This is a genomic window from Serratia sp. TSA_105.2, assembly GCF_052692115.1.
The window spans coordinates 1-17806 of record NZ_JBQZFT010000010.1 but is presented as its reverse complement, the minus strand read 5'-3'; the positions used below and the strand labels follow the sequence as shown (position 1 = coordinate 17806).

Genomic DNA, 17806 nt, shown 5'->3' with positions numbered 1-17806 from the left:
ATGGATCGGAACGAATACGACGTCAATTTACGCTACGGTGTCGATAGCCGGATGTCGCTGGCAGGGAAGGTTGCCGTGATCACCGGCGGTCTGGGCGGCATCGCGATGGCCGCCAATCGCCTGCTGTTGGAAAAGGGCGCGCGCCTGGTATTGATGTATCCGGCCTTTGAACAGGACAAGGCCGCGGCGGCGCTGCGAGAGTTGGGGGAAGAACAGGTGTTCTGCCAGGTGTGCGACGTGACCGATTCCGACTCGGTGGCTGCCGCCTTCAACGCGGCTCAATCTCGCTTTGGTCGGCTCGATATCCTGGTCAACTGCGCGGGCTACGTCAATTTGCAGCCGGCGACGGAGGTCACGCTCGAGGAGTGGCAGCGCCATCTGGCGGTCAATCTCACCGGGCCCTTCCTGTGCTCGCAGGAACTGGCGCGCCGTGCGATAACCGCCGGCCACGGCGGGAAAATCATCAACATCGCATCACAGGCGGCCTCCATCGCCATTGACGATCACTGCGCTTACACCTCCGCCAAGGCGGGCCTGCTGGGCATGACCAAGGTGATGGCCAAAGAATGGGCGCCGCACGGCATTACGGTCAACACGTTATCGCCCACAGTGGTGCTGACGCCTATGGGAGAGAAAGCCTGGCGCGGCGAGAAGGGCGAGGCGATGAAAAAACTGATCCCGCTGGGGCGTTTTGCTTATACCGACGAAATTGCGGCGGCGATCCTGTTTTTTGCCAGCAACGGCAGCGACATGATTACCGGCGCGGACCTGATGATCGACGGCGGTTTTACCATTTGGTAAGCGGCAACCGCAGCGATCGCCAACACCAGACGATGTTCAACACAACGATAAGAGAACACCATCATGAGAAAAATAGCCACTTACCTTACCCTGCTCACCGGTTTTGCCTGCACCTCTGCCATGGCGGCGGAAAAGGGCACGATCGCCATTCTCGTCAATTCGCTGGATAACCCTTATTACTCCGCAGAGGCCAAGGGGGCCGAGACCAAGGCCAAGTACCTCGGTTACCAGACGCTGCTGTTGTCGCACGGTGAAGACGTTAAGCGCCAGGGAGAGCTGATCAGCCTGGTTATCGGCCGCAAAGTACAGGGCATCATTTTGGATAACGCCGATTCCCAAGCCAGCGTCGCCGCCGTGCAGCAGGCGAAAAACGCCGGTATTCCGGTGGTACTGATCAACCGCGAGATCCCGGTGGATGGCGTGGCGTTGGCGCAGATCACCCATAACAACTTCCAGGCCGGCTCGGACGTCGCCAACCAGTTTGTAGAAAAAATGGGAGAAACCGGCAAATACGCCGAGCTGACCTGCAACCTGGCGGACAATAACTGCGTCACGCGCTCGCAGTCGTTCCACAACGTGATCGACCAATATCCTGAGATGGTCAGCGTGGCGCGTCAGGATGCCAAGGGCAATCTGCTGGAGGGAAAACGCATCATGGACAGCATCCTGCAGGCGCATCCGGACATCAAAGGCGTGATCTGCGGCAACGGCCCGGTGGCGCTGGGGGCAGTGGCAGCGCTGAAGGCCGCCGGCCGGCAGGATGTCACCGTGGTGGGCATCGACGGCAGCAACGATGAACGCGACGCCATTCTCAACGGTAGCCTCTATGCCAGCGTGATGTTGCAGGCGCAGGCGATCGCCGCGCAGGGCGTTGAAATCCTCGACGGCTATTTCCAATCCGGCAGCTATACCGGCAAGGAGCGTGTGATGTTCCGCGGCATCCTGATCGGCAAAGACAATGCGCAACGGGTCAGTGACTTCAACTTCAAACCGTAATCCGCGTTGAGCGGCGTCTTTCATCACCCCGTCCCGGCGGCGGGGTGCGATCGGAGGTGTTGTTATGTCGATGCGCATTGCGCTGGCCGTCACCGTCGTCCTGACGTTGAGCGGTTGCCGTATCGTCTCGGAGAAAAAGCTGGCGGAGCTTCGCTCCCCGGTGAATCCGCATGTGGCGCAGGCGGCGGAGATTTACCGCAGCCAAATCGCCCCGCAAGCGGTCAAAACGGCTCAGCCGCTGGGCGAGCTGATCGCCCGGATCGCCCAGGCCAAGGGTTTTGACAGCGCCTGCGGTCTGCTGGGGTACCGCGCTCAACCGGAGTTTCCTTGTTATTTCAACGTTAAGGTCAGTGGTGAAGTCGCGGCGGTCAACACCCGATCGCGCAGCGGAAAATTAACGCTCAAAGTGACCGATGCGCCGCTCAGCAGCGTGGAGGTGCAGATCGGGCCGGTTTATCGCGGTACGGCGTTGCGCGACAGCTATCGCGGCCTGAGCTACAGCGATTTCAATGACCAAGCGTTGTTCGGCGATTTTGCCAGGGCGATTAATCAGGCTTCGATCGACGAACTGGCCGGATCCCAGCCCAAGGTGGGTGACCACATTACCGTGTATGGCGTATTCAGCAGCTGGCAGGCACCTGTCGAGCCGCTGTTGATCACGCCGGTACGCATTCAACCTTAAGGGGGCGTGATGAGCGAACCGGTCATTATTCAAACGCGCAACGTTTCGCGTCTCTATCCCGGCGTCACGGCGTTGGATAGCGTGAATTATCAAGTGATTCGCAATCAGGTCAACGTGCTGATCGGCGAAAACGGCGCCGGCAAATCGACCATGATGAAGCTGCTGGCGGGGGTGGAAACCCCGTCTTCCGGCACCATCGAGCTGGAGGGAAAAGCGGTGACGTTAACCTCCACGCAGAAGGCGGAGCGGCTCGGGATCAGCATCATTTTTCAGGAGCTGAACCTGTTCCCCAACCTGTCGGTGATGGACAACATTTTTATGGCTAACGAGTTCTTCCAGCGTGGCCGCATCAATGTGGACTATCAATATCAGCTGGCCAAAGCCTTGCTGCAGCGGCTGGAGTTGGACATCGATCCGCATACGCCGTTGGGCAGCCTCGGCATCGGTCATCAGCAACTGGTTGAAATTGCTCGCGCGTTGGCGAAGGACACCCGGGTGTTGATCATGGATGAACCAACATCGGCGCTGAGCCAGGCTGAGGTGCGCACGCTGTTTCGGGTGATCGCCGATCTGAAAAAACGCGGCGTCACCATCATCTACATTTCTCACCGTCTGGAAGAGCTGATGGAGATTGGCGATCGCATCACGGTGTTCCGCGATGGGCGTTTTGTTGCCGCCGAGCCGGTCTGCAACGTCAGTATCCCGTGGATCATCGAAAAGATGGTCGGGGAAAAGAGCAAGCACTTTGATTATTGCGCGGCAGAGCAAGGGGATGAAGTGCTGAAGGTCGAGCGGTTGACGCTGCCGCGTGAAAGCGGCGGCTATTGCCTTGATGACGTCAGTTTTTCACTGCGCAAAGGGGAAGTGATCGGCATTTATGGCCTGTTGGGGGCCGGCCGCACCGAACTGTTCAAGGTGATCAACGGCGTGATGCGCCAGACCGCCGGCCGCATTTTGCTCAACGGCAAAAACGTGGAGCGGCTGGGGTTTCGTCAACGCATGGCGTTGGGCATGGCGCTGGTGCCGGAAGACCGGCAGGCGGAGGGGTTGGTACAGATGATGTCAATCAAGGCCAACATGACCCTGGCCAGCCTGGGGCGTAATGCACTGCGGCCGTTGGCGGCGGCTGGGGAGTGCGCGCTGGTCGATGGCATGATCGAAAAACTGGCGATCAAGGTGAGCGACCGGGAGCTGCCAATCACCAGCCTGAGCGGCGGCAATCAGCAGAAAGTGGTGTTGGGCAAGGCGCTGCTGACCGGGCCGCAGGTAGTGTTTCTCGATGAGCCGACGCGCGGAATTGACGTCGGCGCCAAAACGGATGTTTATCACCTGATTGGCGCTATGGCACGCCAGGGGCTGGCGGTGATGTTCTCTTCGTCGGAGCTGGATGAGGTGGTCTCACTGGCCGACCGGGTGATGGTGATGGCGGACGGGAAACTGACGGCCGATCTGCCGCGTGAACGGGCCGATCGCGAAACGCTGATCCGCGCCTCAACCCCTCATGCATAAGGATAAGGCAATGCAAACCAAGTATCGGTTGTATATGTATTTGCTGCAGGCGCGCACCTTCATCGCCCTGTTGCTGGTGGTGCTGTTCTTCAGCAGCATGGTGCCGAATTTTCTGACCGTCTCCAATCTGCTGATCATGACGCAGCACGTGGCGATTACCGGGCTGCTGGCGGTTGGCATGACGCTGGTGATTCTCACCGGCGGCATCGATTTGTCGGTCGGCGCGGTGGCGGGCTTGTGCGGGATGATCGCCGGTGCGCTGTTGACCGTCGGCATCCCGCTGTGGGAAGGCAACCGGCTGTTTCTCAACGTTTTTGAAGTGATCGCAGCGGTGGCGCTGTTGGGCGTGTTGTTGGGTTTGATCAACGGCACGCTGATTACGCGGCTCGGCGTTGCGCCGTTCATCTGCACCCTGGGCGCAATGTACGTGGCGCGTGGGGCGGCGTTGCTGACGGCGGACGGCAAAACCTATCCCAATCTGGTGGGTATGGAGGCGCTGGGCAACACCGGTTTTGCGGCCCTGGGGTCCGGGACCTTTCTGGGCATTTACAACCCGATTTGGCTGATGTTGGTCATCGTGTTGCTGGGGATCTATCTCACCAAGAAAACGCCGCTGGGCCGCTATATTTATGCGATTGGCGGCAATGAGCCGGCGGCGCGGCTGTCGGGAGTGCCGATCGTCAAAGTGAAAATGTTCGTCTATGCCTTTTCCGGGCTGTGCGCGGCGCTGGTGGGGTTGGTCATCGCTTCACAATTGCAAACCGCGCACCCGATGACCGGCAATATGTTCGAGATGGACGCCATCGGCGCGACGGTGCTGGGCGGTACGGCGCTGAGCGGTGGCCGCGGCAGGGTATTCGGTTCGATCATCGGTGCCTTTGTGATCGTTTTTCTGGCGGACGGCTTGGTGATGATGGGCGTCAGCGAGTTCTGGCAAATGGTGATTAAAGGATTGGTGATCGTCACCGCCGTGGTGATCGATCAGTTCCAGCAGCGTTTGCAAAGCAAGGTCATTCTGATGCAGCGCCAGGAAAAAAAAGCGGTGCAGCCGCTGGCTGAGGTGAGCCATGGTTAAAGCGGATTGTATTGTCGCGTTGGACGAGGGCACTAGCAACGCCAAGGCTGTGGTGGTGGATGTCCAGGGGACGATCGTCGCCAGGGCCAGCAGGCCGCTGACGCTGCAGACGCCGCAGCCCGGTTGGGTGGAACAGCGGGGCGAGGCCTTACTGGCAGCCACTCTGGCGGTGCTGCGGGAAGCGATTGCGTTGGCCGGCGCATCCCGTATTGCCGGTATCGCCATCAGTAACCAGCGTGAAACTGCCATCGGCTGGCGGCGTTCCGACGGCCAGCCGATCGGGCCGGCCTTAACTTGGCAATGCGCGCGTTCTGCCGATTTCTGTGAACGGCTGCGGCACGATCGGCAGGCCGAAGTGGTGCGTCGCGCCACCGGTCTGCCGCTTTCACCGCTGTTCTCGGCGTCGAAAATGCGTTGGTTGCTCGATCATTGCGAAGAAGGGCAACGGATGGCGGAGAACGGGGAGATCTGCCTTGGCACCGTCGATTCCTGGCTGCTTTGGCAGTTGAGCGGAGGACAGGCGTTCGGTTGTGATACCTCCAATGCCGCACGTACTCAACTGCTGAACCTTGTTTCCGGCGATTGGGACGAGCGGATGCTGGCGCTGTTCAACATTCCCCGTCAGGCGCTGCCGACGATCCACCCTTCCAGCCATCTGTTCGGCACGACGTTAGGATTGGAAGGCATTGCCGACGGCATTCCGATTGGCGCGATGGTGGGTGACTCGCATGCGGCGCTGTACGGCCATGCGCTTGGTCAGGCAGGGCAGGTGAAGGCCACCTATGGCACCGGATCATCGGTGATGGCGCCGATCGCCGAAGCGCTATGCGATACGAGCGCCCTGGCAACGACCGTCGCCTGGCACGATGGTGGGCGAATGCAGTATGCGCTGGAGGGCAATATTCCCCACACCGGCGACGCCATTGCCTGGATGCTGGATATCACCGCCATGCCGTCGGGTGACGACGCGCCGTTAAGTGAACTGCCTGTTCTCGTGCCCGACAGCGGCGGCGTTTATTTTGTACCGGCACTGACCGGAGCCGGTGCGCCCTGGTGGGACGAACAGGCGCGCGGCGTGATCTGCGGGCTCAGCCGCGGTACGCGGCGGGAACATGTGGTGCGGGCCGCTTTTGAAGCGGTGGCTTATCAAATCGCCGATGTGATCGACGTATTGCGGCAACAGCCGGGCTTTGTGCTGCAGGGGTTAATGGCCGATGGCGGCCCCAGCCGCAATGACTGGCTGATGCAGTTTCAGGCCGATCTGTTGGGTTGCCCGGTGTGGCGCAGCAACACGGCGGAACTCTCGGCGCTGGGGGCGGCGCTGATGGCGATGCGCCGCCTGTGGGGGACAACCGATAGGCAACTGGTGGCACTGTTGCCCCAACATGATGAATTTAAACCCGATATGCAACGCCACCGGCAGTTGCAGGAAAACTACAGCGCCTGGCGGCAGGCGGTACAGCGCACCTTGTGGCGGCCGCAAGCGGCTGCATTGATGACAGGAGAACAACCATGAATCGTGATTTCACGGGAAAAACCGTGGTGATTACCGGCGCATGCCGCGGCATTGGCGCGGGTATCGCCGAACGTTTCGCCAGTTTGGGCGCCAATCTGGTGATTGCATCGAATGCGGAACGCATTCTGACCACGGCGGAAACGCTGCGCCAGCGTTATCGGGTGGCGGTGCTGCCGGCCATCCTCGACGTCACCAATGAAGCGCAGGTGAGTGATTTTTATCATCAGGCCTGGGAACAATTCGGGGCAATCGACGTTTCCATTCAAAATGCCGGAGTGATCACTATCGATCGTTTTGACCAGATGCCCAAAAGCGATTTTGAGAAAGTGTTGGCGGTAAATACCACGGCGGTCTGGCTCTGCTGCCGGGAGGCGGCCAAATATATGGTCGGCCAACGCCGAGGGCGGTTGATCAACACGTCTTCCGGTCAGGGGCGTAACGGGTTCATTTACACACCGCATTACGCCGCCAGCAAAATGGGCGTGATCGGCATTACGCAGAGTTTAGCGTTGGAACTGGCCCCGCATGGCATCACCGTCAATGCATTCTGCCCCGGCATTATTGAAAGCGAGATGTGGGAATATAACGACCGCGTTTGGGGCGAAATTCTCAGCGGCCCGGAAAAAACCTATGGCAAAGGAGAGTTGATGGCCGAGTGGGTGGCGGGGATTCCGCTTAAGCGCGCCGGTCAACCCGAGGACGTGGCGGGCCTCGTGGCCTTCCTTGCCTCGGACGATGCCGACTATATTACCGGCCAGACCATCAATGTGGACGGCGGGTTAATCATGTCCTGACGTGACTATGTCACAAAAAGGCGGCGTCGGATCGGCGCCGCATTAACCGCTTACATTTTCCCGCCATTGCAATCCGACCGGTCGCCCCCATATCCTTATAAATTCGACGTTTTGAGAAGCTTTCTCATCAATTTGTTCGCTAAGGCCGTTTACTGCCGAATATGCCAGCAGATATGTGGTTTTATCGTGCCGCAGGGTTTCCCTGCCGCAACGGGAAATGCTAACTTAAGGGTTAGGGACGCCACGTTTTGGCATCGTTCATCCGATTCACTCGGCATCGCGGGAAAGAATGTGAAATATTTGCTGATTTTTTTGTTGGTTCTGGTGATCTTCGTGATTTCCGTTACCTTGGGTGCGCATAACGATCAGGTGGTCAATTTTAACTATCTGGTTGCGCAGGGCGATTATCGCGTATCGACCCTGTTGGCCACGCTGTTTGGCGCCGGTTTCGCTCTTGGCTGGATCATTTGCGGTCTGTTCTACCTGCGCACGCGCATTGCGCTGGGCCGCGCCGAGCGCAAGATCAAAAGGCTGGAGCTGCAGCTTGAGCAGCCCGCTGAACCGGCGGCTCAGCCCGTTGTCAGCAAGGAATAATCCTCTATGTTAGAACTGCTGTTTCTGTTGCTGCCCGTGGCTGCCGCGTACGGTTGGTACATGGGGCGCAGAAGCGCTCAGCAGGATAAACAGCAAGAAGCCAACCGCCTGTCGCGTGAATACGTGGCAGGGGTGAACTTTCTGCTTTCCAACCAGCAGGACAAGGCGGTCGATCTGTTCCTCGACATGTTGAAAGAGGACAGCAACACCGTTGAAGCCCACCTGACGCTGGGTAACCTGTTCCGTTCGCGTGGTGAAGTCGACCGCGCCATCCGCATCCATCAGGCCTTGATGGAAAGCGCCTCCCTGACCTTCGAACAGCGTCTGCTGGCGGTACAGCAGTTGGGCCGCGACTATATGGCGGCCGGGCTGTACGATCGTGCGGAAGACATGTTCAGCCAGTTGACTGACGAAGCGGATTTTCGCGTATCGGCGCTGCAGCAACTGCTGGTGATCCATCAGGCCACCAGCGATTGGCAAAAAGCGATCGACGTGGCGGAAAAGTTGGTCAAGCTGGGTAAAGAGAAACAACGCGTCGAAATCGCACACTTCTATTGTGAACTGGCGCTGCAGGCGATGGGCAGCGACGATCTCGATCGGGCGATGAGCCTGCTCAAGCGGGCGGATGCAGCCGATAAACAGTGTGCGCGCGTATCCATCATGTTCGGGCGCATCTACATGGCGCAAAACGACTACGCCAAAGCGGCAGAGTCGCTGCAACGCGTACTGAGCCAGGATAAAGAGTTGGTCAGCGAAACGCTGCCGATGCTGCAGGAGTGCTACACTCATCTGCCGGAACAACAGCACAACTGGGCTGAATTCCTGAAGCGCTGCGTAGAAGAGAACACCGGTGCCACCGCCGATCTGATGCTGGCCGAGATCATCGAGCAGCACGAAGGGCGCGACGTGGTGCAGGTCTATATCAACCGCCAGCTGCAACGCCATCCGACCATGCGGGTATTTTACCGGCTGATGGATTATCACCTGGCGGACGCCGAAGACGGCCGGGCGAAAGAGAGCCTGCTGCTGTTGCGCGATATGGTCGGCGAGCAAATTCGCACCAAACCGCGTTACCGTTGCCACAAATGCGGCTTCACCGCGCACTCGCTCTATTGGCATTGCCCGTCGTGCCGCGCCTGGTCATCGGTTAAACCGATCCGCGGCCTGGATGGGCAATAACGCCGCGGCACCAAAATAAAACGGGGCGATTTATCGCCCCGTTTTTTATGTTCGTCTGTTCGTCGTTTACTTTTTCTTGCCGCCTTTGGCGCCGGTTTTCAACAGCTGGCGGAGTTTCTTCAGCTCTTTCTGGCTCAACGGCTGTTCAATTTCTTCTTCGGTGCTTTGATTGTCGATCTCGCCGTGGTGCAGTTCATCCGCCTTTTTGGCCGGTTTTTCTGACTTGGTGGCGGGCGCACTGAAGCTGCTTTCCAGGCGCTGGCACACTTCCACGCTCAACGAAAATTCGTTTTCAGCGGCGGCGGCGCGGATTTTTTCTTTGAGTTCCAAGGGAATTTTAATGGTAAGTGTCGATATCTCGCTCATTTTGAAAGCCTTTCTGCAGGAAGATGCCTTCAAGCTAAGCCACTGGCGATCGGGTGTCTAGTGTGTAATAAAAATTTAATATTTATGTAACAAATTGAGCAAGGAAAACGCGGGTTTTTTAGGCGAGAAACAGAGGCAGGGCCCGAACGCGCGGGCCCTGTACCAGAAATGTTATTTGTAGATGATGGCGGTGCCGCTCAGCATGTTGTTACCACCGGCGGAGATGATGCGGTAGCTGCTGGCGCCCTGAGCATCGGCCTTAGCGGCCAGCTTTTTCTCCAGGCTGCTGAGGGTGGTCGCGTGGCCTGCGGAAACGATGCCGGTAGCGGTCAGGTTATCGGCCTGCTGGCTGTTGATCGGTTCAGCGGCGAAAGTGGCGAAAGAGGTCAGTGCGATAGCGGCAGCGGTTGCAAAATATTTGATGGTTTTCATAGGTGACTCCAGTCTGTTTATTTAGGAAGGAAGCCATTCGCTTCCGATGGGTTGAATAATAAAGCATCTACGCCGATTGAAAATCTGATAATGCTGAGTAAGTCATTCAAAATATTTGATTAATAATTTACGTATCTTTACGGCGTTTTACGCTGCGTGGTTTATCGCTGACGCGCTTTCGTTGACGCGCCATGACAAAGGTGAGAGGTAACATGACGGAGCGCCGCTGTGCGCTGCGGCTGGGATTTCTGGCCCCCGACAGGTAGAATGCGGCGGTCAGTTTCGCGGGTGAGTCCCTGATTATGTCTATTTTACAGAAGGTAGAAGAAATGAAGTCTGAAAATAACGCTAATAACAATGACTTAAAATCATCTCCAATCGTTGTGGCGTTAGATTACGCCGATAAGAACGCTGCGCTGGCGTTCGCCGACCGTATCGATCCGCAAGACTGCCGGCTGAAAGTGGGCAAAGAAATGTTCACGCTGTTTGGGCCGCAGTTGGTGCGCGATCTGCATGGGCGCGGCTTCGACGTGTTTCTCGACCTGAAATTCCACGATATTCCCAATACCACCGCGCATGCGGTCGCTGCGGCGGCCGAGCTGGGCGTTTGGATGGTCAACGTCCACGCCAGCGGCGGCGCGCGCATGATGACCGCCGCTAAAGAAGCGCTGGCGTCATTCGGGGCGGATGCGCCGCTGCTGATCGCCGTGACGGTGCTCACCAGCATGGAAGCGGAAGACCTGCGCGGCATCGGTATTGAGGCCAGCCCGGCGGAACACGCCGAGCGCCTGGCGCGCCTGTCCCGCGACTGTGGGCTGGACGGCGTGGTGTGTTCTGCACACGAAGCGCAGCGGCTGAAAGCGGCCTGCGGGCAGGCTTTCCAACTGGTTACGCCGGGGATCCGCCCAGAGGGCTGCGCGGCGGGCGATCAGCGCCGTATCATGACGCCGGTGCAGGCACAGGCCGCCGGCGTGGACTACATGGTGATTGGGCGTCCGATCACCCAATCTGCCGATCCGGCCGCGACGCTGCGCGCGATCCGCGCCTCTTTGGCCTGAGGAACCGCCAATGAAGGACGATAACAGCCGCCTGGTGTATTCCACGGACACCGGCCGTATCAAGCATGAAGAGGTTAAACCGCAACGCGCCAAGGGTGACGGCATCGTGCGCATCCAGCGCCAGACCAGCGGCCGCAAGGGGAAGGGCGTATGTCTGATTGCCGGCGTCGATCTGGATGACGCTGCGCTCGACAAACTGGCGGCCGAGCTGAAGAAGAAATGCGGCTGCGGCGGTTCGGTGAAAGACGGGGTCATCGAGATCCAGGGCGATAAACGCGATCTGCTCAAGCAGCTGCTGGAAGCCAAAGGCATGAAGGTCAAACTGGCGGGCGGTTGAGGTGAATCGCCATGCCGCGGTGCAATGCCGCGGCATGGCTTGAGGTTGTTGCTGCCGGGGGTTAGCCCGTTAACGGCAAAAGAACCATAGACTTAAAGTAAAACAGACCTGAAATCATCGTTATTCTGGTTAATACGTCAAAGCGCCGAAGCGCTTTTGCCAGCCTGTCGGCCGAGGTTTCTCGGTCAGGTTATTTGCCAACCTGGTGACCGATAATGCCCCCTACCGCAGCCCCACCCAGCGTGCCCAACGCGCTGCCGTCTGTCAGCACTGCGCCGCCGACTGCACCGGCGCCGGCACCGATTGCGGTGTTGCGATCGCGTTTGGACATGTTGGAACAGGCGCTGAGTGAAAACGCCAGAGTCAGTGCCAGAGCGGCGGTGGCGAAACGTTTATTGATAATCATCATAATGACTTCTCCTTAGCATTGGCTATATGGAAGTGCCCTATAAGTATAGGCGGTAACCATAAATCAGGCCTGCTGTTGATTCCCGTACAGTATCGATATAAAAAATGGCATTTTTTGTTAAAAGCCGAATAATTAGCAAGTTATGGCCCAAAAGTTGCCGAAACTGAGTATAGGTTTCTCGGGAAGGATAAACAGGTAAATAGTCTTAAAATCCCGCTGCGCAGGGGGAAAGACGCGCGGTGTAGCCCGCGCGGTGCGGTGGAGGCCTGCGCTATTCGTTGACCAACTCCACCTGTACGCCCTGGCGTTTCAGCTGATGCTGATACTCCAGCGCCAGACGCGAATCGGTGATCACCCGGCTGATCTGGCCCGGCTGCGCCAGCGGATTGGGCTGGATCTGGCCGAATTTGCTGGAGTCCGTCAGCACGATATTCTCCACGCCCTTGGCCAGCACCGCGCTGACTACGTCGGCGCGCATCATGTCGCGGCCGGTAAAGCCGGTTTCGGCCTGAAAGCCGTCAATGCCGATAAACGCCTTGTTGAAATGCACCTGCTGAATGCACAGCCGCGTAAGCGGGCCGACCACGGTCTCGCTTTTCTTCTGGTACATGCCGCCCAGCACAATCACATCACAGTCGGTTTCTTTGAGCAGGTTGGCGATGTAGTGGCTGACGGTGATCAGCGTAATGCGCTTGCGTTCGGCGATGTAGCGCGCCAACAGGGCGTTGGCGCTGCCGCTCTCGATAAAGATCGTCTCGCCGTCGTTGACCTGCGCGGCGGCATACTGCGCCAGCCGTTGCTTGAGGGTGAAATTGGACATCATGCGGGCGTCGACGTCGTCGCTCTCCAGCGCTACGGCGGAGCCATGTACCCGCTTCAGATAACTGCGCTTTTCCAGCAGGTTGAGATCCTGCCGGATGGTGACTTCCGAGACGCCTGAGGCACGCGCCAGCTCATTGACGCTGATCCGCCGGCGATCGTTAACCAACTGCAATATGGTCTGTTGTCGTAAATTCATATCGGCCTGATGATACGGCCGCCAAGGCGCGGCCGCTAAGAGTCAAAGGTTTAAAGAGTATGTTCTGTGCGCGCAATAATATCATCCTGCGCTTCAGGGGATAATGCGGTAAAGAAGGCGGAATAGCCAGCTACGCGAACCACTAAATCACGATATTGGTCAGGGTGTTGCTTCGCCGCCAGCAGCGTTTCGCGCGACACGATGTTGTACTGCACATGCCAGCCGCGGTAGCTCTCGAAGAAGGTGCGCAACATCAGCATCAGCTTTTCCCGATCGCGCGGGTTGTCCAGCGTCGTCGGGTTCAGCTTTTGATTGAGCAGCACGCCGCCGAGGATCGCTTCGGTCGGCAACTTGGCGAGCGAATTGAACACCGCCGTCGGCCCCAGGTGGTCGGTGCCGGACGCCGGGCTGGCGCCTTCCGCCAGCGGCTGATGCGCCTTACGGCCATCCGGGGTAGCCAGAGTGGCGGCGCCGAAGGGCACGTTGGCCGAGATAGACGACGTGCCGGCGTAGTAGCCGCCGCCGATCGGCCCGCGGCCGAAGCGGGTATTGCGATATTGCTTCAGTTCCTCGATGTAGGTTTGGTAGGCGCGCACCAGCAGCCGATCGACGTCGTCCACGTCGTTGCCGTATTTGGGCGCGGCGTTGAGCAGCCGTTGGCGCAGCTGTTCGCCATCCAACCCGGCGAAGTCGTCGGCCAGCGCCGCCGCCAACTGCTGCTGGCCGATTGCCCCTTGCTCGAACACCAGTTTGCGCACCGCCGCCAGGCTGTTGCCGAGATTGGCGATGCCGACCTGCAGGCCGGAAACCCAGTCGTACTTGGCACCGCCTTGCTTGATGCTTTTGCCGCGTTCGATGCAGTCATCTACCAGCGCGGAACAGAGGATATCGTGGGCGTTCTCCTCCAGCACGCTGTCCACCACGCATTCGATCTCAATTGACTTGCGCGTGTAGTAACGGATTTGCCGATCCCATGCGGCCATCACCTGCTCGAAATCGGCGAAGTTTCCTTTGGACAGCGCCTGTTCCTGCGGCAGGAAAATCTGCCCGGAGGTGGCGTCGCGGCCCTGTTCCAGCGCCGCCAGCAGCACGCGGGCGAAGTTGATGAAGCTCATGCCGGTGCAGCGATAGCCCCATTTGCCGCCGACGGCGGTCTCGATGCAGCCGATGGCGGCATAGTCGTAGGCGTCCTGTGGTTCAACCCCCAGCTTGATGAACTCGGGAATGACGATTTCGTCGTTGTTGAACGCCGGCATGCCGAAGCCGCAGCGGATCACCTGCACGCAGGCGTCGAGGAAATCGGCGCTCATTCCGGCGTGATAACGCACGCTGAGGTTGGGTTGGGTGGAGCGCAGGCGGCCGCAGGATTCGAGAATGGCGTAGGACAGCGGGTTGACCGCGTCGCACGGCCGGCCGTCGATCAGTTTTTGGCCGCCGATGGTGACGTTCTGGTACAGCGGGCTGCCTGCGGAGGCTTTGGAGTGCGAGCCGGAGCGGATCTTGTTGACCTCCAGCAGCTTCAGCCAGCAGCTGTGCAGCAGCTCGATGGCGTCTTCCCGCGCCAGGTTTTGCTCCAGCTCGACGTCGCGCCGATACCAGGGATAGAGATATTGGTCGAGGCGACCAAAGGAAACCGAATGGCCGTTGGATTCGATCTGCAACGTCAGCTGGATGAAATAGCACAGCTGCAGCGCCTGCCAGAAGGTCCGCGGCGGGCGATGGGCGATCAGATCGCAGTTGTCTGCGATAGCCAGCAGCTCGGTGCGCCGCCAGTCGCGGGTTTCGCGTTGCGCCATGTCGCGCGCCAGGCAGGCGAAGCGCAGGATGTGCTCGCTCAGCGCCGCCAGCACAATGTCGATGGCGTTGAGAAACTGCGCTTTGTGCAGATCTTGCCACTCGGTCAGGTGCAGGCGGCTGCGGCGCGCGTTCACCTTTTCACGCAGGCCGTCGAGGCCTAGCGCCAGCAGCAGCGGGAAGTTGACCGCCAGGTGGGCGTCGCCGGAGGTCATGTTGCCCTCGGCCTTGATGATGCCGGTGGCGAGCAGCGCCTTTTGTTCGTCTGTGAACATGCCGTAGCAGCGATCCTGCACCGTTTGGCCGCGCCACCAGGGGCAAAGACGGTGCAAAATCGCCTTGTTCTCTTCGCTGACCGAGAAGCCGGCGCCCGGCCGGTCGGCCAACTGGTCTATCTCGTTTTCTATCCAGCCGACGGTATATTCGGGGAAGATCGGCGCGGCGCGCAGCTCACTGGCCTGGTTGCCGACGATCAGCTCGTCGTTGGCGATCCAGATGCTGCGCTTCGCCAGGTGGTTGGCCAGCGCCAGCGCACGGCGCACCGGCAGCGGCCGATCCTGATGCTGTTGGTAGGCTTCGGTATAGTGCTGCGCGCGTTCGGTGCACACCGGCGGTTTGACGATGTGGATCAGCGTGTTCTTATGCGCCTGAATACGGGCGCTGAGGGTGGTCAAATCCAATGTGGTCATGGCGTTATCCTCGCAAAATGGCGGTCAGGCCTTTGGCACCGGCGTACGCTTCGGCGAAGGCCAGCAGGTCGGGCGCGTCCAGCGGCGTACGGGCGGCGCGGTAGGGCTCGCCGAGCAGGTGATACTTGTTGATGCCCAGCGTGTGGTACGGCAGAAAATGGATCTCCGATACGCCGATCTCGTCGGCGGCGAAGTCGACAATCGCGCGGACAGAGTGGCGATCGGCGTTGAAATCGGGGATCAGCGGCACGCGCACGGTCATGGGCACGCCGTGCGCCGCCAGACGGCGAAAATTGTTCATCACCCGACGGGCGGAGCCACCGGTCCAGGTTTTGAAACGCGCTTCATCGGTGTGTTTGAGATCGGCCAACAGCAGATCCAGCCAGGGCAACGAAGGGGCGATATAACGCCAGGGAACGTGCAGACAGGATTCGACGGCGGTGTGGATGCCGGCTTCGCGGCCGCGCCTCAGCAGCTCCGCCGCGACTTCCGGCTGCATAAAGGGCTCGCCGCCGGACAGCGTCAATCCGCCGCCGCTGCGCAGGTAGAAAGGCTTATCTCGCATCACCTCGGCCATGATATCGTCGGGGTTGACCGCGCTGCCGCACAGGCTGAGCGCGCCGGTCGGGCAGGCGGCGGCCAGCGCCGCGTAGTCGTCTGCGCTGATGACGTCGCGCCGCAGCGTCAGTGTTCCCTCGTCACGCCGCAGGCCTTGCGGGCAGCGCTCGGTGCACAGCGTACAGCCGCTCAGGCACAGGCGCTCGTCAAACAGCAGATCTGCGCGGCGCGAGCGGCTTTCCGGGTTCTGACACCAGCGGCAGCTCAGCGGGCACCCTTTTAAAAAGACCACGCTGCGGATACCGGGGCCATCATGGGTCGAGTAGCGCTGCAGATTGAAGTACATGAGTCACCCGTTTGGCGTTGCTGAATCTTTCGCCATTAAAGATGTTTCGAATGAAAGTTGAATTGATTTTGGTCAAAAGTTTGCGGGGTTTTTGCCCTATGATGATCAGAGTTTGAATCCGCCCACACAACATGACACAGGAGTCCGTGATGGAGCTTTATCTCGATACCGCCGATGCGACTGCGGTAAAACGCCTGGCGCGCATTCTGCCGCTGCACGGCGTCACCACCAACCCGAGCATCGTGGCGAAAGAAGGCAAGCCGATCTGGGAAGTGCTGCCCGCGCTGCGCGACGCCCTCGGCGGCACCGGCAAGCTGTTCGCGCAGGTGATGGCGACCGATGCCGAGCGCATGGTGGCGGAGGCGGCGCTGCTCAGCCAGCGCGTACCGGGGCTGGTGGTGAAGATCCCGGCAACCGCCGAGGGGCTGGCAGCGATCAAGAAGCTTAAAACGATGTCCATCCCGACGCTGGGCACGGCGGTATACGGTGCCGGGCAGGGGCTGCTGGCGGCCTTGGCCGGGGCGGAATATGTGGCGCCTTACGTCAATCGGGTAGATGCGCAGGGCGGTGACGGTATCGAAATGGTGCACGAGCTGCAGCAGTTGCTGAGCCTGCATGCGCCGTCGGCGCAGGTGCTGGCCGCCAGCTTCAAAACGCCGCGCCAGGCGCTGGAATGCCTGCTGGCGGGTTGCCAGGCCATCACGCTGCCGGTGGATGTGGCGGAGCAGTTCCTCAGCGCGCCGGCGGTGCAGGCCGCGGTTGAGAAGTTCGAGCAGGATTGGCAGGGGGCTTTCGGCAGCAATTTGTTGAGCTGATAACGGCCTGATGTGTTAATTTTCCTCCCGATCGACAATTAATTTTAAAGGATGGCGCATCATGGCGTCATCCTCCCGCCGTTTCGCCATTCTTCTCATGCCCGCCGCCTCCCTTATGGTTTTGTGAACCGCAGTGCCATAAAGCTGTTGATTTTTCCCCCTCGAGGCTCATAATTCGCCCAAGAGTAAGTTTTATTTACATTAATTTACTTAACTTATGATTTTGACCAAATAAATAACTATAAGTAACGGTGAGGAGCCAAGGATGCGCTCAGATTCAGATAGTGCTCGTGCTTTACTTTATTCTATCCGCTGCGGGCTGTCGGGATTATTGATCGGCGTTGTACCCCTGTTTTCCGCTTCAGCGTCTACCAGCGATGGAATGGCGTCCATTGATGCCCGCGAACAGCAGCGCCAGCAGGAGCGCGAGCGCGCCCTGCAACAGCAAAATGCCCCGCAGGCCGATGCGCGCCTTTCCCGTCCTGACGTTGTGCTGCCCGATTACCCAACCGATGAACGCCCTTGCTTCATCATCAATCGGCTAACGTTGGTCGGCGAGTCTGCCGATCGCTTTCAATGGGCGTTGAACGCCGCGGCGGATGCCAGGGGCCGCTGTCTGGGCAGTCAGGGCATTGTGCTTGCCATCAACAAGGTGCCCGTGGCGGCACGGCGCAAGGCGAAACGGCCGTCACGGCAACGGCAACGACCCTCAACAACGACGGTGGCAAGCTGCTGTCCGGCCAGGCATCAACCCTGACGACCTCGGGTAATGCCAGTAACCGTGGCGGCGAAATCAGCGCCGCGGTGCTGACGGTGAAGTCTGACCGTCTCGACAACA

At 59.4% G+C, this 17806-nt stretch carries 20 protein-coding genes; 14 read left to right on the top strand and 6 right to left on the bottom strand.

Features of this window, described 5'->3' with window-relative positions; translation table 11 throughout:
* From ACUTSC_RS21245 to lapB, 9 genes are all read left to right on the top strand, one after another.
* Positions 1 to 801: a GolD/DthD family dehydrogenase gene (locus ACUTSC_RS21245; RefSeq protein WP_197767361.1), complete on the top strand. Its 801-nt coding sequence runs from the start codon at positions 1 to 3 to the stop codon at positions 799 to 801.
* A gap of 63 nt (positions 802 to 864) precedes the next feature.
* Positions 865 to 1797 carry a substrate-binding domain-containing protein gene (locus tag ACUTSC_RS21240; RefSeq protein WP_197767360.1) on the top strand — a complete coding sequence of 311 codons (933 nt, stop codon included), beginning with the start codon at positions 865 to 867 and terminating at the stop codon, positions 1795 to 1797.
* 64 nt (positions 1798 to 1861) lie between these two features.
* The gene (locus ACUTSC_RS21235; RefSeq protein WP_197767359.1) at positions 1862 to 2479 is read left to right on the top strand and encodes a DUF2291 family protein; all 618 of its coding nucleotides are present in this window, start codon (positions 1862 to 1864) and stop codon (positions 2477 to 2479) included.
* A gap of 9 nt (positions 2480 to 2488) precedes the next feature.
* Positions 2489 to 3988 carry a sugar ABC transporter ATP-binding protein gene (locus ACUTSC_RS21230; RefSeq protein WP_197767358.1) on the top strand — a complete coding sequence of 500 codons (1500 nt, stop codon included), beginning with the start codon at positions 2489 to 2491 and terminating at the stop codon, positions 3986 to 3988.
* Between the two features lie 10 nt (positions 3989 to 3998).
* Entirely contained in the window at positions 3999 to 5063 is a 1065-nt protein-coding gene (locus ACUTSC_RS21225; RefSeq protein WP_197767357.1) for an ABC transporter permease, read from the top strand.
* Positions 5056 to 6579 (top strand): FGGY family carbohydrate kinase, encoded by a 1524-nt coding sequence (locus ACUTSC_RS21220; RefSeq protein WP_197767356.1) that lies wholly within the window; start codon positions 5056 to 5058, stop codon positions 6577 to 6579. Before ACUTSC_RS21225 ends, ACUTSC_RS21220 begins: the two co-directional genes overlap by 8 nt.
* Positions 6576 to 7373 carry an SDR family oxidoreductase gene (locus ACUTSC_RS21215; RefSeq protein ID WP_445653544.1) on the top strand — a complete coding sequence of 266 codons (798 nt, stop codon included), beginning with the start codon at positions 6576 to 6578 and terminating at the stop codon, positions 7371 to 7373. The genes ACUTSC_RS21220 and ACUTSC_RS21215 overlap by 4 nt, the downstream gene beginning before the upstream one ends.
* A gap of 291 nt (positions 7374 to 7664) precedes the next feature.
* Positions 7665 to 7967 carry a lipopolysaccharide assembly protein LapA domain-containing protein gene (locus ACUTSC_RS21210; RefSeq protein WP_197767421.1) on the top strand — a complete coding sequence of 101 codons (303 nt, stop codon included), beginning with the start codon at positions 7665 to 7667 and terminating at the stop codon, positions 7965 to 7967.
* A 6-nt stretch (positions 7968 to 7973) separates the two neighbouring features.
* The gene (gene lapB, locus ACUTSC_RS21205) at positions 7974 to 9146 is read left to right on the top strand and encodes a lipopolysaccharide assembly protein LapB (RefSeq protein WP_025303023.1); all 1173 of its coding nucleotides are present in this window, start codon (positions 7974 to 7976) and stop codon (positions 9144 to 9146) included.
* Between the two features lie 66 nt (positions 9147 to 9212).
* Here lapB and ACUTSC_RS21200 read toward each other — a convergent pair whose 3' ends face one another.
* Together ACUTSC_RS21200 and bhsA are read right to left on the bottom strand one after the other, a co-directional pair.
* The gene (locus tag ACUTSC_RS21200) at positions 9213 to 9512 is read right to left on the bottom strand and encodes an Arc family DNA-binding protein (RefSeq protein ID WP_197767354.1); all 300 of its coding nucleotides are present in this window, start codon (positions 9510 to 9512) and stop codon (positions 9213 to 9215) included.
* Positions 9513 to 9683: 171 nt separating this feature from the next.
* Positions 9684 to 9944 carry a multiple stress resistance protein BhsA gene (gene bhsA, locus ACUTSC_RS21195; RefSeq protein WP_016927533.1) on the bottom strand — a complete coding sequence of 87 codons (261 nt, stop codon included), beginning with the start codon at positions 9942 to 9944 and terminating at the stop codon, positions 9684 to 9686.
* A 329-nt stretch (positions 9945 to 10273) separates the two neighbouring features.
* Here bhsA and pyrF point away from each other — a divergent pair, with 329 nt between their 5' ends.
* Both pyrF and yciH read left to right on the top strand, forming a co-directional pair.
* Positions 10274 to 11002, top strand: coding sequence for an orotidine-5'-phosphate decarboxylase (pyrF, locus tag ACUTSC_RS21190; RefSeq protein ID WP_197767353.1), 729 nt, complete (start codon positions 10274 to 10276; stop codon positions 11000 to 11002).
* Positions 11003 to 11012: 10 nt separating this feature from the next.
* Entirely contained in the window at positions 11013 to 11339 is a 327-nt protein-coding gene (yciH, locus tag ACUTSC_RS21185; protein ID WP_197767352.1) for a stress response translation initiation inhibitor YciH, read from the top strand.
* Positions 11340 to 11529: 190 nt separating this feature from the next.
* On the opposite strand, the gene osmB is transcribed toward yciH, so the two are convergent.
* From osmB to ACUTSC_RS21165, 4 genes are all read right to left on the bottom strand, one after another.
* Positions 11530 to 11748, bottom strand: coding sequence for an osmotically-inducible lipoprotein OsmB (gene osmB, locus ACUTSC_RS21180; protein ID WP_004945176.1), 219 nt, complete (start codon positions 11746 to 11748; stop codon positions 11530 to 11532).
* Positions 11749 to 12019: 271 nt separating this feature from the next.
* Complete coding sequence (locus tag ACUTSC_RS21175) at positions 12020 to 12766, bottom strand: DeoR/GlpR family DNA-binding transcription regulator (RefSeq protein WP_004930631.1); 747 nt, start codon at positions 12764 to 12766, stop codon at positions 12020 to 12022.
* A 50-nt stretch (positions 12767 to 12816) separates the two neighbouring features.
* Entirely contained in the window at positions 12817 to 15249 is a 2433-nt protein-coding gene (locus tag ACUTSC_RS21170) for a formate C-acetyltransferase/glycerol dehydratase family glycyl radical enzyme (protein WP_197767351.1), read from the bottom strand.
* A 4-nt stretch (positions 15250 to 15253) separates the two neighbouring features.
* Complete coding sequence (locus tag ACUTSC_RS21165) at positions 15254 to 16153, bottom strand: glycyl-radical enzyme activating protein (RefSeq protein ID WP_197767350.1); 900 nt, start codon at positions 16151 to 16153, stop codon at positions 15254 to 15256.
* 149 nt (positions 16154 to 16302) lie between these two features.
* Here ACUTSC_RS21165 and fsa point away from each other — a divergent pair, with 149 nt between their 5' ends.
* From fsa to ACUTSC_RS21150, 3 genes are all read left to right on the top strand, one after another.
* Positions 16303 to 16968, top strand: coding sequence for a fructose-6-phosphate aldolase (gene fsa / locus ACUTSC_RS21160; RefSeq protein WP_197767349.1), 666 nt, complete (start codon positions 16303 to 16305; stop codon positions 16966 to 16968).
* Between the two features lie 382 nt (positions 16969 to 17350).
* Complete coding sequence (locus ACUTSC_RS21155; RefSeq protein ID WP_443006779.1) at positions 17351 to 17725, top strand: hypothetical protein; 375 nt, start codon at positions 17351 to 17353, stop codon at positions 17723 to 17725.
* Positions 17698 to 17806: hypothetical protein (locus ACUTSC_RS21150; protein ID WP_445653547.1), on the top strand; the 109-nt coding region annotated here is incomplete at its 3' end. The genes ACUTSC_RS21155 and ACUTSC_RS21150, both read left to right, overlap by 28 nt.

Bases quoted from the DNA above. Each gene is read 5' to 3' on its own strand.
- ACUTSC_RS21215 (WP_445653544.1), top strand. From the start codon at position 6,576: ATGAATCGTGATTTCACGGGAAAAACCGTGGTGATTACCGGCGCATGC.
- ACUTSC_RS21245 (WP_197767361.1), top strand. From the start codon at position 1: ATGGATCGGAACGAATACGACGTCAATTTACGCTACGGTGTCGATAGC.
- ACUTSC_RS21155 (WP_443006779.1), top strand. From the start codon at position 17,351: ATGGCGTCCATTGATGCCCGCGAACAGCAGCGCCAGCAGGAGCGCGAG.
- ACUTSC_RS21200 (WP_197767354.1), bottom strand. From the start codon at position 9,512: ATGAGCGAGATATCGACACTTACCATTAAAATTCCCTTGGAACTCAAA.
- ACUTSC_RS21225 (WP_197767357.1), top strand. From the start codon at position 3,999: ATGCAAACCAAGTATCGGTTGTATATGTATTTGCTGCAGGCGCGCACC.
- lapB (WP_025303023.1), top strand. From the start codon at position 7,974: ATGTTAGAACTGCTGTTTCTGTTGCTGCCCGTGGCTGCCGCGTACGGT.
- ACUTSC_RS21165 (WP_197767350.1), bottom strand. From the start codon at position 16,153: ATGTACTTCAATCTGCAGCGCTACTCGACCCATGATGGCCCCGGTATC.
- osmB (WP_004945176.1), bottom strand. From the start codon at position 11,748: ATGATGATTATCAATAAACGTTTCGCCACCGCCGCTCTGGCACTGACT.
- ACUTSC_RS21220 (WP_197767356.1), top strand. From the start codon at position 5,056: ATGGTTAAAGCGGATTGTATTGTCGCGTTGGACGAGGGCACTAGCAAC.
- fsa (WP_197767349.1), top strand. From the start codon at position 16,303: ATGGAGCTTTATCTCGATACCGCCGATGCGACTGCGGTAAAACGCCTG.
- ACUTSC_RS21235 (WP_197767359.1), top strand. From the start codon at position 1,862: ATGTCGATGCGCATTGCGCTGGCCGTCACCGTCGTCCTGACGTTGAGC.
- ACUTSC_RS21230 (WP_197767358.1), top strand. From the start codon at position 2,489: ATGAGCGAACCGGTCATTATTCAAACGCGCAACGTTTCGCGTCTCTAT.
- ACUTSC_RS21240 (WP_197767360.1), top strand. From the start codon at position 865: ATGAGAAAAATAGCCACTTACCTTACCCTGCTCACCGGTTTTGCCTGC.
- pyrF (WP_197767353.1), top strand. From the start codon at position 10,274: ATGAAGTCTGAAAATAACGCTAATAACAATGACTTAAAATCATCTCCA.
- ACUTSC_RS21175 (WP_004930631.1), bottom strand. From the start codon at position 12,766: ATGAATTTACGACAACAGACCATATTGCAGTTGGTTAACGATCGCCGG.
- yciH (WP_197767352.1), top strand. From the start codon at position 11,013: ATGAAGGACGATAACAGCCGCCTGGTGTATTCCACGGACACCGGCCGT.
- ACUTSC_RS21170 (WP_197767351.1), bottom strand. From the start codon at position 15,249: ATGACCACATTGGATTTGACCACCCTCAGCGCCCGTATTCAGGCGCAT.
- bhsA (WP_016927533.1), bottom strand. From the start codon at position 9,944: ATGAAAACCATCAAATATTTTGCAACCGCTGCCGCTATCGCACTGACC.